We start from the raw sequence: 16,547 nt of genomic DNA on the forward strand, positions 1-16,547 counted from the left end.
AGACCTATTTGCGCTTGACCCAGCCCGAGACCTTGGCAAGCACATCACGCCAGTCCGGCTGCGATTTTGCCTGTTTAGTTTCGGAGATCAGGATCTTGTCCAGTTTCTGGAAGTCTTTGGCCTTCTGCGGCGCATAGGCCGAAAGGCGAGCCGTGTACCAGGCGGCAGTGATCAGCTCATTCAATCTGTGGCGCCGGTGGGCCGCCGCTCCGCGAATGATGATATCGATCTCGCGAAGCGTCAGGCTCCAGAAGTTGACCGGATTTTGGCCCACCTCGACCCACTCTTCGAGCAGCGAGCCCCAGTCTAGCGCTTTGCCGCTGCTCTTTTCGGCTTTCCCGGGGTGCCCTTCACCTCCGGCATTCCCGCTTGAACGATCTCGGCGATGAGTAGTCCAGCACCCTCCAACCCGAGAGCACTCATCAACTCGCCTGCATCGCGCAATGTTGCGTCCGGAACCTTATAGGTGAGGGCCGCACGGAACATCGTGCGGAACATTGAGATGTCGACCTCTTCCGTTGCGACCACTCGTTCAAGGTCTTTGAGGATAGCGCCTGTGGACTTGCCGAGATCAGCCTCCAGCTCGCACCACTCATTGGCTCCCAAGCGGAAGCTGTAGGACTCTCCGTCGATTTCGCGGGTGACGATCCCCCTAACATTATTGGTCATGGCAGATCCTTAAGCCACGACCGCAGCGGTTGCGACGGTCTCTACCATCGTGTCGAAGCTGTCGTTGAAGCCGGTCACTTCGCAGGTGATGATATCGCCGATGTCCCCCGTGACCGGCACATAGGAGAGACCGGTTGCGCCAACGATGTCAGTGCCCGCTGCTTGCCATTGGTATTCGAAGCGCATGGCACCGGCCCAAATCCCGGTGTCGACGGTCAACGGAGCGCCAACCTTGGCCGTGCCGCCAATCACGGGTGCGCGAATGTTGCGCGGCGCGGCCGGGTCGGTGAGGATCGGCTCGCCAGAAACCTTGAAGCTCACCGTCGCCGTCATCTTGTCGTCGGTCGGCGCGGACTTTTCGTAGGACTGCCGGCTGCCGACAAACAGCAGCTGCACGCCGTTCGGGAAAGTGACACGGCACCATTTGCGCTTACCCTTGGCCGCGATCAACGCCTTATCCGAAGCCGAACCGGGAACGTAATTCATCTCGAACCCGGCCTCGCCGGGATCGGTGAGACCCTCGACGAATTCACGCGTCCTGTTCGGGCTCTGCATGTGGGTGGCGTCAACCTGGTCGGTTTCTTCCGAAGGAAGGGTGACGTCATAGATCTCGTCGAGATAGGTCATCGCCGTCGGCGTGGCGATATCCGCCATTTCGAAGGCAATGCCATAGCCAATAGATGCGTTGGTGTCAGTCATGGTGGGCTCCTCTAGAGCTTGGAGTGCCAGATGATGATGTCGGCGGACCGCCGGAACAGCCGCTTCACATCGGTTTCAGTTGGGAGATCTCGGGCCGCATCGACAAAACCGGCTTGCAACCGCGTGCCGGCCACTTCGCCGCGGTATCCCGAAAGCAGCGCAATCACGGCGTCGGAAAGATTCTTGGTCGCGAGGTACTTTTCGCCATAAGAGTCCGCTTGCACTCGCGCATCGACGAGGCCGGATGGTCCCTGCGCATGGTAGTCTGGGCGTCCCCCGATAACCTGCAGCACGAGGTAGGGTGCCCGCTCACCTTGGGGCGCCCTGCCCCAATGAACTCGGTCACCCACAAGTTGCTTCACGCGCGCGTCGGCGAGCAACAGCGCCGTCAATGCCTCTTCCATGGCTCAGCCGCCCATCTTTCTCGCGTCGCGGGCAGCTTTACGCGCCGCGCGCGTCGCCGCCTTACCGATCTCGATCGTCAATTCATCGCGGATGGTCTCCAGCGCCTGCGATTTACCGGCATCCCATGCGGGCCGAGCAAACGGCTGCGCCACGTGATGCTCGGTACCGAATTCCTGTAGGTGCGCTTGCGGCACACCGCCGGCGCCGACGAACACCTCGACCGGGCTTTCTCGCTTGTTCGCTTTCGATTGGCGCTTGGTTAGCTTTGTGCCGACGCCGATCGAGGATTTGAGGTCATTGCCGCCTGTATCCGGATCGTCTGGCGCACGGGCGCGCATATCTTCGGCAATCGGTTCCGCCGCCTTCATGAGAACGCGCCGGGCGACATTCTTCGCCGTCGCGACCTTCAACTGCTGCAGCGCCTTGTCTAGTTCACGGAACCCTTCGACTTTGACCTTGATCGCCATCAATCCGCCCTCGCGACACAATCGAACTCACTGACGACGCGTCGGCCGAGCTCGCGGATATCGCGAATGTCCCAGGTGCGCCCGTCATAGGAAATGCGATCCTCGATCGTGAGTTCGCGGCGGTATCTGATGTGAAACGTCATCGTCGCGGAGCCGGTCAGCTGCTGCGCCTCGAACCGCTCGTCGCCCCGATTCGGCCGTGCCTGCGCCCAAACTGTCGCGACCGCGACCCAATCCATGAGCGCCTCGTTAAGCTCATTCCGCCCGATCTCCTGAAGGCGGAGAATCTTGACACGTCGATCCATTTTCCCGGCGCGCATGTCAGACACCCACGCGACGATATGGAGCCAACAACCGATCGACTGCGACGCTGGCTGGCAACGATGCGACCGAAACGCCGATCACGGTCTCTTCGCGGTTTTCGTACCAGGCGCCGACAGAGAGAAGGATCGCCTGCTGTATCGGCAAAGGCACGACCTCGCTGCCAACGGAGTAGGTTACCGACACGGCCGCACTCTCATAGAGATTTCCCGGATGGGAGAAGGCGTTGCGGAAGCGCACGACGCTGCGCCCGCCCGCATCCGTCGCCAGCGAGTATTCACTGCCGGCAACCGTCGAAATCTGCCCATCGCTATCGCGCCAGGTGACGGACCCGACAGCACTTGCCGGAGCCAGGGCCAACGGCAGGCAACGGGCGAACCCGTCGAAATCCTGCCGCCAGACCTGCGTTTTCAGGCACCGCCCCAGGATGCCGGTCCAGCCGTCGAGATGCTCGGTCGCGGCCAGGATGTACGCGCCGAGCAGCTGCTGGACCTCTGCCAGCCCGACGGTATCGTCTTCGTCGATTGTGATACGGCAATGCCGCATCGCTTCCTCGATCGAAACCGGAAAATCCGCCGGCGGCGTGACAAGAACGGGACGGTACATTGCTTACTCGCTGGGCTTGGATGCTGCCGCGATGACGGCGACGATATCGGCCTTCTTGGTGGCTGCGCCGAGGTCGAGGGCAAGTGCGGCAGCATGTGCCTTCAGCTGATCGACCGTCATCTTTTCAAGATCGGCGTCGGGCCTACTGCCGGCGCCGCTATCTTCGATGACGGAAACCTCATCGGCCCAATCGTTTTCGATCGCCACCGCAGCGAGGTTGCCCTCGACGGTATCGCCCACCTCAAAGTTTCGCGGATGCACGAGCCCATCGGGCACGCCAGGGAATGCTACTTTCACCTTCGCAAGCATGGCTTACTCTCCGGAGATGTGGGCGGCTCTCGCCGCCCGTTGCGATCAGATCTGGTCGGCCTGCGGATTGTCCGAGCCGTTGCCCTTGATCAGGAAGATGCCGAGCGGAGTGCCGGCGCCGTGTGTGCCGCTGAAATCGGCGAGCAGCTTGAGCCATCGCTTGCCGCCCTTGTAGCCGACGCGATAGGCGGCAGCTGCGGCATGAGCCGCGACCAGCGCCTTGATGATGCCACCGCTACCAACGGCATCGACACCGAGCACGTCATCGATATCGACGGCGGTGTAATCACCGGCGTCCGGCGCCGAGCCGTCGGCCTTGTCGTCGGCATGGGTGAGCTTGAATTCGATCTTGTTGGTGGCATCGAAGGTGATACCGCCGATACCGACGCCGAGCAGGATGACGGCCGACTCATAACCCTTAAGGTCGAGCGCGGCGGGCGTATTGTCAGCACTCAGCGCGGCCATGATGATAGGCGTCGAGAAGAGTTTGGAATGCAGGTCTCTCATGGGACCGATCCTTTCGAATTGCAAAATGGGAAAAGCTCGGCGCTGGTGCGCCGAGCAGTGATTCGAGGTCGCGGGCTTAGCTTGCCGCCACCTTCATCAGCTTGATTGCTTCGAAATTCGCCACACCGCCACCGACACGCTTCGTCGTGTAGAAGTGGATCTTCGGCTTGTTGGTGTAGGGATCGCGCAGCACGCGGATACCGAGCCGATCGAGGATCAGGTAACCGCGCTTGAAATCACCGAATGCAACAGGGAAAGATCCGGCGCCGAGCGCCGGCATGTTGTCGTCAGTGTTCACCGGCTTTTCGAGAATGGTCGCGACGCCGGCGGCGGTATCGGGCGCCCGCCACAGATAGTTGCCCTGCCCATCCTTGAACTTGCGGATCTCTTCCATGACGCCATCCGACGTCAGCCAGGAAGCGTTGTTTCGCATGCCCTGCTTGAGGCTATAATAGAGCTTGATGAACGCATCCGCCGGGTTAGTCGCCGCAAAGCCTGCGGCGCCGGCCGTCACGGTGAAGCCGAGCTTGCCCCATTTCCAGTTCGCGTTGGCAACGGTGTCGTAGGCGAGGATGCCGCGCGGACGTTTGGAACCGCTGCCCGAGATGAAGGCGGCGCCTTCCAGCTCCGCAAAAGTCGTCTGTACTTCGTCGGCAAGCCAGGCAGCGATATCGATGATGCCATCATCCAGCATCGTCTGGGTCGTCGCCGGGTTGGCGTACATTTCCATCACGGTGAAGACGAGTTCACGAAGTGTCGGCGTTACCGTTTCCGGGCGCTGTTCTTCTTCTCCAACCCAGCCAGCGCCGGCGCCACCCATGCTGACAAACTTCTTGTACTCGCTGGTGCCGATCGGCATCACGGTCGCGAGCTGGCGCATGACGGAAACAACTCCGAGCACGCGATCGATGGTCTTCTCGGTCTCGGTCGGAACCAGGAAGCCGCCGTCGGGATCGGACTGCGTCGTCAACGCCGCCTTCACTTCCAGATCCGAGAGACCATTGTCGACGCCGCGACGGAACCATTTGTTGAAGGCTTCGGCATGTTCTTTCTTCGCGGGGTCGGAAGCGTCACCGCCACCGCCGCCGATCTTCAGTGCCGCAACGAGGGCGTTGCAGTCGTCAAGCGCCTTTGTCAGGGTCGAGATCTCGGCATTGATCTTCGCTACCTGCTCGGCCTGGACGACATCGGCGAACTTCGCTTTGATGCCCTTCAGTTCTTCCTCGTGCGAGGCCTTGAATGCCTCGACGGTTTTCTTCAGTTCCTCGAAAATTGCCGGCGCATTGCTGGCATCTGCGCGCACGCCGACGAGGCCGCGCGCGCGGCTGTTCATAACCATGTTCATGGATGTCTCCTAGAGTTTGAAAAGCTCAACAAGCTGCCGGGCGGCAGCTTCGTGTTTGCCTGCATCACGCGCGGCGGGTTTGCGGCTTGCATCACGCGGGGCCGCCGAAGCACCAAGTTCATTTAGAAGCTCGGAACGCTTGTCTCGGGAGAAGCCAGCGCGTGCGAGCGCGGCCTCAGTCTGACGGCGGGCCATCAGCCCACGGTCCGTGTTCTTGGCATCGCCCGAACTCGCCTCGACAGTGTTGTCGACGATGTCCGCGAAACCTTTCTCGACGGCATCGGACGGACCCATGAACGTTTCAGCGTCCATAAGCTTCTCGATGTCCTTTCGGTTCATGCCGGTGCGGGCCTCGTAGATGTCGGCTATGGCCGCATCAAACCCGTCGAACAACTTCGCGGCCTCGCGCATGTCATGACGATTTCCAACGACGACGCCCCATGCGTTGTGCACCATAATGAAGGTGCCTAACCCCATCCGGATCTCGTCGGCCGCCATCGCAATGATAGAGGCCGCAGATGCAGCCCAGCCCAGCACTTCGACGGTAACCTTTGCTGGGTGGCTACGCAGCAGATTGTAGATCGCAATCCCCTCAAACATGTCGCCGCCGGGGGAATTGATTTTCACCGTGACCTCGCGATCGCCGATAGTACGCAGCGCGGCGGCGATCCGCTTGGCAGTTACGCCGCCGCCGGTCCACCAATCCTCGCCGATCACCTCGAACATCGAGATGGTGTTGTCCTCATCGCCGGCAGCAGCCATCGGCATTTCCGCCCACTTGGCGAGAACATCGGAAGGCGCATCCCACTGAAAGTTCTGCGGACGCTGAAACGTCTTCGCTTCAGGCAGTTTTCTGAGGGTCATTTTTCGCTCCAGCGGGTTGATTTGCACGTTCCGGGATCACGTCGAACCCGTCGACCTTCGGCAGTTCGGAAAGGGTTCGGACTTCGTTGACCCGCATCCAAGGCTGCGATCCACCTGCGCCGAGGGCCTTCGCGAAGAAGTCGGCCTGGTCTTTCAGCGAACCGCGCAAAAGCGCTGCCTCATTGAATTTGGCTTCGTAGATCGCGGTCTCATCTTCCGTGAGCACCGAGCGGGACACCGCCTGTTCCCAATTCACAAACTGGGGCGCGAGACCGTAGGTAACGAAGAACTGCCCAAGCGCCTCAATACCCGAGCCCCAAGCCGTTTCGTCCATCATCAGCAGCGGGCGCGGCACACCGAAAATCCGGGCAATCTCTTCTGTTTGTGCAGTGAGGTTCTCCACCTGCAGACTGTCGCTAAGTGATTGAGCGAAGGTCTTAGCCTCCAACCCCTCCTCCAGAAGGAACCACTTTCCTGCGTTACCAGCGCCGGTCTTCTCGGCCATAGACGCCTTGAGGTTGGCCCTTGCTTCAGGGCTCAACTTATTGGGTGACGAAATCGAACCGCCAACGTGAAGCCCGTTATCGAAGAGCTTTTGCGCGGCCCTCCTAATCGACCTCGACAGGTCGATCGCATCCTTCGCTTGGCTGACGCGGGACGAACCGCAAACGCCATCCTCAATGTCCATATCCCGCAGCACGAAGACTTCGTCCTGCCGAAGCGTACTAGTGACACCAGTCGGCGAGGTCAGCTTGTAGCTGATCGACCAGTCGGCGTTCTGGAGCGGGTCCACTTTGAACTTTGCGAGCGGCTGCAACTGAAGAACCTGTCCGCGCGACTTCACAATCTGCGCGTAGGATACACCTTTCCGGAGCAACACCGCTTGCATGAGACGCTTGAACTCATATGGCGTCTGCCAATTGTTCGGCTTCTTATGCAGCACCCGATAGACGGGGTGATCGGTCGCCTTCCCCTTTTGCTCATCCTGCCAATGCAGGTGTATTGGCAGCATCCCTATGCTCTCCGACAGCAGTCGAACGGAACGATTTATCGCCCCATTCAACAACACGTCGCGGCCGCTCGACGAGAGACCACTGCGGATTGCCTCAAGAAATGCGGGATCGGTGACGCTGTATGACTCACCGCCCCCGATGCTCTGAATAGAAGCGCTTGCCGCCACCGGCTCGCGTCGCAGGAAACGAAACAGGTCCACGGTCAAAGCACCTCAAAGCCGTGCTCGTCGTAGACCGAGCTTGTGTCTTCAACACTCATCGCAAGACCGATACCCATCACCGTCGCCACCATCCCGTCGATCTTGTCCAAAGACTTCTTCTTGCTCGGCACGTAGTTGAGGTTTTCGTCGAACCGCACTGTGCAGTGCCCGGCCATCCAGGCGAGAACAGGATGGCCGCCATGTTCAACCTTGCCAGCGAACACGAGCCGCTCGAGCTCCTTCGTGGGGCCACCCAAGGTCTGGTGACCCTGGCGCATGTCGACCTGCAACTCGGCATCCAGGCCGTCGAGCTGCAAGTCGCCTTTCAGCTTCTGCGCATTCCAAGGGTCAAGGCCGAGCGCCTGGACATCGAAATGCTGGAAAGCCTCGTGGATCGCCCGTTTCACAAAGTTCTGATCAACGGAATCACCGGGGGTGGTCCGAAGCGCCGCGTCGGCAACCCATTGCTTCCAGTTCACCCGCTTGTCCTGCTGCGCACGTTCGTCGAGCGTGGCCTCAGGCACCCAAAAGAGCGGGATGATCACCCACTTTTCGTGCTCGTCATCGGGCGGAATGACAACAACAAGCGCAGTCAAGTCCTGTGTCGACGAGACGTCACAGGCAACGTAGGCCTTGCGTCCCTTGTGTTGCTCCCAAAGATCGCGCCACAAACGCTTAGCCGGATCGCCGCAGCACGCCGCCCATTTGGGGCGCGGAATCCAACCGGAAAGCTGATCGACCCACCGATTGAGGTGGTAGCACTGAAAAATTGCTTCCTGCGCTGGCCGGCCCTTGGCCTTCTTGAATTCGGTTCGAAGGTAATCCAGCGTCGGCGTGAGGCCGAGGCTCGGGTTTGCCTTCCGCCAGATCGCCTCATCGGTCCAATCGTCGTCCTCGTCGATACCGAAGAACACGACCAGCGTTGACGGATCGTCGAGGTCGCCACGCATGATGGCCATCGACTCTTCGAACCACTCGAAGCCCGTCAAGTTTTGCTTGCGGCCTGCAGTCGATGCGTAAAGCTCGATCGGCTGCAGTCTGGCGCCGGTGCCTTGCCGCAGGTTGTCGGCGAGGTCGCGCGACTTCCATTCGTGGATCTCATCGCCGACGATGACAGTCGGCGATCGACCATGCTTCCCGTCGGGAGTGCCCGTGAGCAGCTGGCAAAGCGACGTCGTCTCGCGCAGGAAGATGCTTTTGTCGTGCAACGAAATCCGTTCGTTGCCCTGCACATCCTCCATCAGCCCTTCGGCTTCACGGATGATGTCTTGCATCTTGCCGAAAGGGACGCGACCCTGATCTTCGTTGCGACCGAAGACGTAGGCTTCCGCCCCGTTCACCTTCTCCAGGACGAAGAAGAGCACGGCGAGCGCCGCTAGGAATTCCGACTTGCCGTTTTTGCGCGGGATCCAGAGATCCAGCCGCTTGAACACCCTGACGTGCTCGACTGCCGGCAGGTGCGTCGCCGGGTCGATCACCTCGATCGGCTTTTTCCAGCCAACCAACAGGCGAACCGTGATTTCCTGCCACTTCACCAGGCGGAACGGAACGCCCTTGAAGCGGTCGTTCGTGAGCCGAAAGATTTCCGGCCAGCGCTGCACGATCCTATCGGCCTTGGCATGGTCGAACCATGCACCCGGAACAGAAGCGGCCCGATCCCAACCTGAGATTGCCCAGCGATAGGCCGGGTCATTGGCGACGTCGGCCAGCCACTCAGGATAGGGCGCGGCCAGCGGGTAAGGCGCGGCCATGTCGCCTCCTCAGTTCGGCAGTGCGCCGGGCGGCTGGCTGTCGCTGCCGTTCATGAGATCCATCGGATCGGATGCCGGCGGCCTGTCGGCGCGTGCGGCTGGCGATGCCGGGTGCGCGCCGCCGAGCGGCAGCTTGCCTTGGCTGGCGTTGAACGACTCGACACGCACCAGGTCCTGGTCGCGAACCGGCGTGAAGCCGAATTCAGCATCCAGCAGCCGCAACGCCGTCTCGGCCTTCGCCATGAAGTCGATCGACGGGTGCGTGCGGTACACGAATTCACCGTGACCGAGCTTGACCTTTACGGTGGTCCCCCCGTTCGGCACCTGCTTTCGCACTTGCTCAGAGCTGGCGATAAAGAGTTGCGACCAAATGCAGTAGCGCGCCAGCGCTCGGCGGTAGCCTGGTCGACGTCGACCTGCCGTCCGTAAAACTTCCGATTGCTCCTTCCAGATCTTGATCGCCATGGCCCAATAGGCCGGCGCCTTCAGAAACTCGTCAGGTATCGGAAACGGGTCAGCAGCCGTTGCCGGCTGCGCGGCAGCCGCCTCGGCCGCAGCCTCGATTTCCTTTTCGACCTTGCCACGACGGCGACCGGGAAACCCCTTCGCAGCCTGCAACAGCGGGTCATCTTTGCGCCGTCCCATGGTCGATCAGTCATCCGCTCGTCGGCCAACCGCCCCACCCGGTCCCGAAAAAAAAGTTATCGCCTAAAAATATCGCGCCGATTTTTTTGTTGTGAGGCCGCCGGTCAGGATGTGGAGGGGGCCAGACTTTCACCCTCCCCCCCACCCCTGCGGTGTCAGCCCTCGACCTCGTCGCACCGCATTCCCCTCGCGACCCGGATCGCGGTCTCGCTGTTCAACCACAGCTCAGACAGAGGGATACGACCATGCGCATAAAGGATCTCAAGGTGCTGCTTGACGCTGTCGTGATGCCACTTGCATGACGCCTGCCACATGCTGGTGTCCCAGAACTTGTCGGGATCGCCGTGGTGAGGATCGACGTGGTCGACGAGTGTTGCCGGCTCGACCCTACCGAGGGCCTCACAGCCAACGCACAGCGGACTGCGAGCAAGGTGCGTCTTGCTGGCCTTCGACCAACGATGATTGTAACCGCGCTCGCTGGCGCTTCCGCGCCACCGATCTGCCTGCCGCTTCTGCTCTTGCCTGGTCGGCGCACCGGTAGGTCGAAACTGCTTAGCGCGCTTCATACCCTAGATACGACAAAGGCGACCTCTCGGCCGCCTGTCGTCTGGTCATAGCTAGCGCATTGGCCCTGAATCGGTGCCTCTCGTCGAGGCTGTCAGGGTTGGGTCTGCCCGGCGTACCCACGTGGGAGGTATCTCCCTTGCGGCCCATCTAGTGGACGGCTCCGAGACGCTACCAGCGCCTCACGTTTGCTCAGGATCAGCAGATCATCCGAGGGCATGAAAGTCACAACTTCCCGAGGAAGGCAAGAGGTGTCGTGATCGATGTCACCTTGCCGCCGATCTCCACATCGACGCGTCCTTCGACGGCAATGGGCTTCATTCCGCGTACCGGGACCATCTTCCGGATCTTCGTGATGCGGCCACTGAAGCCCGTGAATGGCCCTTCCTCGAACCTCACCCAATCCTTGACGGCAAACTCTTGTGCATGGGCTTCGGCTTCACTGAATTCCCCAAGCATGATCTTGAATCGCCGCATGGTTTCGTCGCTAACGCGATGAGGCGCTTCCGCCCCGCCAACGATGCATTCGACGTTGCGCACCCTCACCAGCCCGGCAAAAGCTGCAGCCGAAGGCACCACGCAGACCATGACATATCCCGCCATCGCCGGCTTATCGGCGCACTGAATCGCCCTCCCACGAACCACCCTTTTGCCGCCGGGAACGAGGGGCAGATAGGCCATGACGCCTTTTTCAGCCAACGCCCTTTCCACACCCTTTTCGCATCCAGCGAACGTCTGGAGCACATACCAGCCCTTTTCGCCCAGCTGATTCGCGGATGCCATCGACAGCATGCTGGCGCGAATCGTGCGCCATTCATCCTTTGCCCAGGCCTTCGCCATTCTGGCCGGATCTACCCGAGCATCGTCAATGATGACCGGGACGCCCTCGTAAACCCTACGCTGCATGATCATCGCCCTTGCTCCTTGATGCGAGATAATCGGAAATCTGGTCGCGGAATCGGTCGGCCGCTTCGGCAACGGCGCGGTCGAGCTCCTCATCGGCGTTAGTCGCCGGGAAGTAGATCCACTCAGGCAGTCGCCCGGCGAAGAAGGGCCAGCCACGGCGCTTATGCTCGCGCTGCCACGCTTCCATCAGGTCAGAACCACTGTGAACTTGCTCAAAGTCGGCGGCCGCCCCTTTGAGCGCCAAGGGGCAAACCCAGCCTCGTCGACTTTCGTCCCGATCCCTGGTGCGCTCGTGCATGGTGTTCACGATCGGCCAGCCGCTGCGCATGCGTTTTTCAGCCATCACATCGGCGAACGTCGTCTTACCGCTGTCGATCTGGAGCTTCTCGAACGCTGTCGGCGGGGCGATAACGCCGGTGGGAGGGCACAGGAGGTCGGCAATACGGGTTGCGTTCCAGAGCTTGCCATAGGGCGCAGCCATAGCGCTGGTAGACTTCGCTACCTCGTCGGACGACGGCACGTCGCGCCAAAGCTTTTCCCGGAAATAGGTTCCGGGAACCGGTATGTGGTCGCGTTTCTTACCGACCAGCGCCAGCCACGCATCACGAAAACGAGCAGCCTCGATCCGCTCCTCTGGCGTCAGAGCGAACCATTCACGCCTCCAGTTCTCTTTCGGCATGCCGCGACCGTCAGGCCATCCCTTCACGACATCCCAGAACGCACCCTCGACTTTGCGGGCATCTTCCTGCCCTTCCGCCTCGCGCACGCCCTCTCTCAGATTCTTACAATCAGTATTTTCTGAATCTAAGTTATTACTATGTGCCGATTTTACCGGCGCCGGCAAAACCGGCGACGGCAATGCCGGCGCCGGCATTTCAGTCTGCGGTAGAAATGCAACACTTCCGCCGGATGCCATGTTTTCCGGCATGTCGCGCGGCTCATCGAAGATGACCAGCATCGACGATCCGAACTTGCCGTCGTCCCGCTGCTGCTCGCGCTCGGCGTAGCCAAACTCGACCAGTTCGGCGATCATCTTGCGCGCCTTGTCACGCCCGCAGCTCCCCTTTTTGATGATGTCGCCAATGACGACAGTCCAGTTGTCCGGCTTGGAAAGCAGGTAGCCGAGCAGCCACCGCGCCTCCATCGAAAGCCTCGCGTCTTCAAACACATGGTTCGGGATTGCCGCGTATCGCGCATTGCGCACGCCACGGCGAATGGTCGCCTCCTGGCTCATTCCGCCGCCTCCTGCATAACGTTGCCGCCCCATTGCGTCGCCATCGCTTGCGCGAGGCCCGGATAGGTGGCTGATCTGAATTTCCAACGGTCGGGACCGGGTGGCGCCCGATGAACCTGCGACCATCGCTTATGCTTATCTGAGCCCGTGGCCGGCGGCGTCAGGCGATCTGTCGCGTCGAGCTTCGGAAGCCCGCGAAGATAGAGCGACGTCGCCTTAAAGGCAGGATCGCCGAACCACCACGGCTGCACGGTCTGTGCCGGCGCCTGATAGTTGCGGATCCGTTCCTTCGCATGCTTGTGCATCACAGGGTTTTCGACCGCTACACGCTCAATGGGCGCATTCCAGCAATCGGAGAACAGGGCGGCGCCGGCGTCGAGGTCTGCCCACATTTCCGCAAGCGTGCGCCCCTTCGGCGGCGCCGTGAGCCACCGAACGCCCGAATTGCAGAGACGCGTGCACGGCGGGTGCATCACGGCGAGCAAATCCCAGCCATCGCCCAACAGGTCGCGAATGTCGCAGATGATATGGCGGTTGCTGCCGTCGTCTGCCGGCAAGATGTCGCAAGACCACACATCATGGCCCATGGCGGCAAAGGCGCGACGGACAACGCCGGAAGTTTCACAACCGACGAGAACCTTCATGCCCGCCTCCCAACGCCGCCGAAATCGACGACCACAGAGCGGACGGCGGCCTCATCCCCCACGAAGACCGGCGGTTGCGTACGACCGGAAAAGACCGATAGGTAGACACGGCCGGTGCGGTTGATCTCGGCCAGTTCTTCCGACGAAAGCTCCCAGCACGAGACCGAGCACAAACCGTTGGTGAAGGTATGCAAGTCGGAGACATTCTCGGCGCCCTCTGGCGCCCTCAGCAGCACGTTGGCGCCGTCGAATTGGACAGGGAACCCCATCAGTTCCCTCCTTCCATTGCGCTCCCGCGCGCCATAACCTGCACACCGATGCGAGCATATTCCCGCGTCGTGCGAATCGTGATCGGCGCGAGGCCGTCACGACCGCGAACAGCAGAAAGCGCCGCAATCTCGGCTTCGAGATAAGCCAGCCCTTCCGGAAAATTGGCCTTCACGAGCGCCTGGCGGATGCACACCCGCTCCCGCACGAGCACGTCGAGCGGCACGGCCAGCAACCAATGAGCGCGCTCCGAATGATCAGCTGCGTCGAACAGTTCCTCGACGATAGGGAGAAGAGCAGCAGTCATCGGCCGATCTCCTTTTCCACCCGCTTGGCGAGCCCGGCCAGATCACGCGCCTTGCCGTCGAGATCATCGAGGCGATTGCGCAGCGACTTGCCGTCGTCGAGGTGCTTTTTACGAACCTCCATCACGGCCTGGTACTCGCGATTGAACTCCGCCCGAGCCTTCAGGAACTGATCGAGGAGCGGATTGGAGCCTTCCGGGCCGAAGAACTGGTCGCGCACCTCGCGCACCCACGCCGACGGAACGTTGAGATCTTCCGCCAGCCGCTTGTCGGTCCATCCGACGCAATAGCCCTCGCCGCTGTAGTGATCCGAGATCTTGGCAAACACGATCTGTCGGTCGGCACGGCTCATCTCCGGCGGCGGTTCTGCCTTGAGCGGCGGCACGTTCACTGCCGGCCCTTTCTGGGGCGTCGTCATCGTCTCGGTCTCCTCTGGGGTTGGCGCCGCACGCTTCAGGCATTCCGGGCAACGGTCCTTCCGATCCGTCGTGCCGACCTGCCAGCCGAAGCTGCGGAAATGTTGCGGAATGGATTCGGGCGTCCGGCGCTTCACGCCGCGCTTGAGCGGATAGAAGCAGACGGCGCCGCAGGTGCAGCGGATGCGATACCCGTGCGCGGCATTGCCGGTGTCGGTCGTGCCAATGCGGTCGACGGGAAAGGCGCGCGCGCTCATGCCGGCCTCGCACGCATGTAAAGGTCATAGTCCCGACGCAGCTTGCGAAACCGCGCGGCGCACGACGCGTCATCGTCGAGCTGCTTTTTTGACTGGATTGCGAGCAGGAACTTGAGGCGGGTGTCCGCTTCCGCCTGCGTACGCACCTGCCCGCCTGCGCCACGCCCTTCGAGGAACCGCTGAAACGTGGGCTTGCCGCAGAGGGTCGCGGCAACTTGACTCAGCGGCCGGTTTGCGCGCGCTTGACCCTCCAGCCGCCCACGAAGATCGAGCACGGCCTGCGCCGCGCGATCCTGAAGGGACAGGAAAAGTCGCAGCAGATCGAGGGAACTCGACAGCAGCTCAAGTTCCGGCGCAATAGCGTCCTGATGAATGGCGCAGAGAGCGACCGACTCGCCGGTCGAGCGCTTCGAGATGACGCGCATCACCGAGCCGGCAACGTCCAGCTCCCAATCGTCGCCCGTCAGCCGGTCGGCGATGTCGCGGAATCGTGCCAGTTGCGCCCTCTCGCGCGTACGATCGGGAGAGTCGGCCATCACTCCCCGCCTTCCACGTCGCTTTCCGGGCCTGTGGCCGGGTTCCACGTGTAGGCCCAATCGACCCGCTTTATGGTGGTCGTGTCGCCATAGGTGCCGTCTTCCTGCAGCTCCCAGACGCACCACATCGTGTTCATCTGGCTGGACGCCTTGTTTCCGTCCCAACCGTCGCGATGCATCATCGGAACCCGCCGCTTCATCACGTAGATCCGCGCCGGCGGGCACGTCTCCATGATGTAGTTGCGATCAGGATCTTCGAAGCCGGCGAGCACATTGAGATTGAGCAACAGCGCCATTTTGCGCGGCTTGCGCACCCGCAGCGCATGCGCGATGCAGGAGTTCATGTCGTCACCGTAGGGCGGGTTCGAAACGATATCGTGCGACGGACCTTCCGTTTCGCGATAGTCGACGACGTCTTGCACCACGCCATCTTTTGTCGTGGTGCCGTAGTCGACAAGGTCGCCGAGGACGACGTCATAGCCGGCGTCCTCAAGCGCCCGGACGATTGCGCCGCGACCGCAGAACGGCTCATCCACGGTTGCGGAAAACTGCTCAAGCGCAAGTATTGCGCTAGTCGCCTCCTCCCCCGTCTCGTAAAGATTGTTTCCGCGCTCTTCCTTCGTCGCCGTCTTCGTGCCGATCGCGGCCTTCAGGTTTGCCCGCGTCGGCGCGAGGCCAGCCGCGACACGAGCGGCAATGGCCCGCTCGGCGATGCCAGGCATCTTTTCTTCCGCCGCCGCCAGCTTGCGCGCGTCGTGAATCTCCTGCCGGGTTAGGCCCGCTTCCGCCTGTTTGAAAATGTCGTCAGCCGCGACATTTTTCGGCCGACCCTTTTTCGCAGCCTGGCCGGCCTCTTGCGCGGCGTCGTAAGCCTTGGCGAGCTGGATTTTGCATCGCGTCTCCATCAGCAACGCGTCACCCTGCAGCTGCCGGAACTTCGGCACCAGTTCCCGCGTCGCGGCATACTTCGCGGCGAACCGCGCTTCGGCCTGCGAGAGATCATATGCGCCGTCGGCAATCACCCGTGCGCGCTGGATGTCGCCTTCGTCGAAGAGCCGCGCCGCCGTCTCCAGCATCGTGACAATCTCCGGCACCTTCGCCGGCTTCGGCGCCTCGACCAGGCCGAACTCGACCGCAAGCGTGGCCGCCGGCAAGGCAGGCTCCGGCGACGCCGCGTCGAGCAGCCCGAGATCGCGCGCCAGCGTCATGCCGGCATCAGTCGGAAAGCACAGCATCATATCGGTGTCATGCCGCCGCACGAGGCCGTGCTGATGCAGCCGCTGGATACGGCGTTTGCCGCCGCCATCGGGCGCGCGGTACTCACCTGCGGCAACCGCGCGAAGGATGTCTTTCTGTTCGGGTGAGAGCATCGCGGTCATATCCATCAGTCTGCCCTCATCAACCGGTCGAAGTAGTATTCGCCCGCCGCCGCAATGGCGAAGCGATGCGGGTAGATGGAATGCCGGCGCGCATAGCCGATCTGCGCTAGGGCGCAGCCGGCCAGCTTTTCGCGCAGACCGGACGCCAGCAAATACTGGCCGTCCACTTCGGAAAGCCGACGCAGAAAAGCCCGCTCAGCGGGCTTGAGAGGGGTAATGGTGAAGGACACGCCCATGG

Annotated in this window: 23 protein-coding genes; all 23 read right to left on the reverse strand. The window is 61.6% G+C overall.

The window, feature by feature from the left end; translation table 11 throughout:
• Positions 1-4 precede the first annotated feature (4 nt).
• Complete coding sequence (locus tag BKP54_RS11180) at positions 5-274, reverse strand: hypothetical protein (protein WP_084814424.1); 270 nt, start codon at positions 272-274, stop codon at positions 5-7.
• Positions 275-306: 32 nt separating this feature from the next.
• Positions 307-669 (reverse strand): hypothetical protein, encoded by a 363-nt coding sequence (locus tag BKP54_RS11185; RefSeq protein ID WP_084814425.1) that lies wholly within the window; start codon positions 667-669, stop codon positions 307-309.
• A gap of 9 nt (positions 670-678) precedes the next feature.
• Positions 679-1,368: a phage tail tube protein gene (locus BKP54_RS11190; RefSeq protein WP_084814426.1), complete on the reverse strand. Its 690-nt coding sequence runs from the start codon at positions 1,366-1,368 to the stop codon at positions 679-681.
• 11 nt (positions 1,369-1,379) lie between these two features.
• Complete coding sequence (locus BKP54_RS11195) at positions 1,380-1,772, reverse strand: DUF3168 domain-containing protein (protein ID WP_084814427.1); 393 nt, start codon at positions 1,770-1,772, stop codon at positions 1,380-1,382.
• A gap of 3 nt (positions 1,773-1,775) precedes the next feature.
• Positions 1,776-2,240, reverse strand: coding sequence for an HK97-gp10 family putative phage morphogenesis protein (locus tag BKP54_RS11200; protein WP_084814428.1), 465 nt, complete (start codon positions 2,238-2,240; stop codon positions 1,776-1,778).
• Positions 2,240-2,560: a phage head closure protein gene (locus BKP54_RS11205; protein WP_084814429.1), complete on the reverse strand. Its 321-nt coding sequence runs from the start codon at positions 2,558-2,560 to the stop codon at positions 2,240-2,242. Before BKP54_RS11205 ends, BKP54_RS11200 begins: the two co-directional genes overlap by 1 nt.
• Before the next feature lies 1 nt (position 2,561).
• Complete coding sequence (locus BKP54_RS11210) at positions 2,562-3,167, reverse strand: hypothetical protein (protein ID WP_084814430.1); 606 nt, start codon at positions 3,165-3,167, stop codon at positions 2,562-2,564.
• 3 nt (positions 3,168-3,170) lie between these two features.
• A complete protein-coding gene (locus BKP54_RS11215) occupies positions 3,171-3,476 on the reverse strand; it encodes a hypothetical protein (protein ID WP_084814431.1) in 306 nt (101 codons plus the stop codon).
• A gap of 45 nt (positions 3,477-3,521) precedes the next feature.
• The gene (locus BKP54_RS11220; protein WP_084814432.1) at positions 3,522-3,983 is read right to left on the reverse strand and encodes a hypothetical protein; all 462 of its coding nucleotides are present in this window, start codon (positions 3,981-3,983) and stop codon (positions 3,522-3,524) included.
• 76 nt (positions 3,984-4,059) lie between these two features.
• Entirely contained in the window at positions 4,060-5,328 is a 1,269-nt protein-coding gene (locus BKP54_RS11225) for a phage major capsid protein (RefSeq protein WP_084814433.1), read from the reverse strand.
• A 9-nt stretch (positions 5,329-5,337) separates the two neighbouring features.
• Positions 5,338-6,192, reverse strand: a complete 855-nt coding sequence (locus tag BKP54_RS11230) for a head maturation protease, ClpP-related (RefSeq protein WP_084814434.1) — start codon at positions 6,190-6,192, stop codon at positions 5,338-5,340.
• The gene (locus tag BKP54_RS11235; protein ID WP_245317825.1) at positions 6,170-7,405 is read right to left on the reverse strand and encodes a phage portal protein; all 1,236 of its coding nucleotides are present in this window, start codon (positions 7,403-7,405) and stop codon (positions 6,170-6,172) included. The genes BKP54_RS11230 and BKP54_RS11235 overlap by 23 nt, the downstream gene beginning before the upstream one ends.
• Positions 7,406-7,407: 2 nt before the next feature.
• On the reverse strand, positions 7,408-9,156 hold the full coding sequence (locus BKP54_RS11240) for a terminase TerL endonuclease subunit (protein WP_084814436.1): 1,749 nt from the start codon (positions 9,154-9,156) through the stop codon (positions 7,408-7,410).
• A gap of 9 nt (positions 9,157-9,165) precedes the next feature.
• Positions 9,166-9,801 carry a P27 family phage terminase small subunit gene (locus tag BKP54_RS11245; protein WP_084814437.1) on the reverse strand — a complete coding sequence of 212 codons (636 nt, stop codon included), beginning with the start codon at positions 9,799-9,801 and terminating at the stop codon, positions 9,166-9,168.
• 789 nt (positions 9,802-10,590) lie between these two features.
• Positions 10,591-11,277 carry a transcription termination/antitermination NusG family protein gene (locus BKP54_RS11255; protein ID WP_084814439.1) on the reverse strand — a complete coding sequence of 229 codons (687 nt, stop codon included), beginning with the start codon at positions 11,275-11,277 and terminating at the stop codon, positions 10,591-10,593.
• Positions 11,261-12,505, reverse strand: a complete 1,245-nt coding sequence (locus tag BKP54_RS11260) for a hypothetical protein (RefSeq protein ID WP_084814440.1) — start codon at positions 12,503-12,505, stop codon at positions 11,261-11,263. The genes BKP54_RS11255 and BKP54_RS11260 overlap by 17 nt, the downstream gene beginning before the upstream one ends.
• Positions 12,502-13,149 carry a hypothetical protein gene (locus tag BKP54_RS11265; protein ID WP_084814441.1) on the reverse strand — a complete coding sequence of 216 codons (648 nt, stop codon included), beginning with the start codon at positions 13,147-13,149 and terminating at the stop codon, positions 12,502-12,504. Before BKP54_RS11265 ends, BKP54_RS11260 begins: the two co-directional genes overlap by 4 nt.
• Entirely contained in the window at positions 13,146-13,418 is a 273-nt protein-coding gene (locus BKP54_RS11270; RefSeq protein WP_084814442.1) for a hypothetical protein, read from the reverse strand. Before BKP54_RS11270 ends, BKP54_RS11265 begins: the two co-directional genes overlap by 4 nt.
• Positions 13,418-13,723: a hypothetical protein gene (locus BKP54_RS11275; RefSeq protein WP_084814443.1), complete on the reverse strand. Its 306-nt coding sequence runs from the start codon at positions 13,721-13,723 to the stop codon at positions 13,418-13,420. Before BKP54_RS11275 ends, BKP54_RS11270 begins: the two co-directional genes overlap by 1 nt.
• A complete protein-coding gene (locus BKP54_RS11280; protein WP_084814444.1) occupies positions 13,720-14,394 on the reverse strand; it encodes a hypothetical protein in 675 nt (224 codons plus the stop codon). The genes BKP54_RS11275 and BKP54_RS11280 overlap by 4 nt, the downstream gene beginning before the upstream one ends.
• Positions 14,391-14,930, reverse strand: a complete 540-nt coding sequence (locus BKP54_RS11285) for a hypothetical protein (protein WP_084814445.1) — start codon at positions 14,928-14,930, stop codon at positions 14,391-14,393. The genes BKP54_RS11280 and BKP54_RS11285 overlap by 4 nt, the downstream gene beginning before the upstream one ends.
• Entirely contained in the window at positions 14,930-16,315 is a 1,386-nt protein-coding gene (locus tag BKP54_RS11290) for an SAM-dependent methyltransferase (protein WP_245317820.1), read from the reverse strand. The genes BKP54_RS11285 and BKP54_RS11290 overlap by 1 nt, the downstream gene beginning before the upstream one ends.
• Positions 16,315-16,545: a hypothetical protein gene (locus BKP54_RS11295; protein WP_084814446.1), complete on the reverse strand. Its 231-nt coding sequence runs from the start codon at positions 16,543-16,545 to the stop codon at positions 16,315-16,317. Before BKP54_RS11295 ends, BKP54_RS11290 begins: the two co-directional genes overlap by 1 nt.
• Positions 16,546-16,547: the final 2 nt, after the last annotated feature.

The organism is Ensifer sp. 1H6 (genome assembly GCF_001976035.1).
GTDB lineage: Bacteria > Pseudomonadota > Alphaproteobacteria > Rhizobiales > Rhizobiaceae > Ensifer > Ensifer canadensis.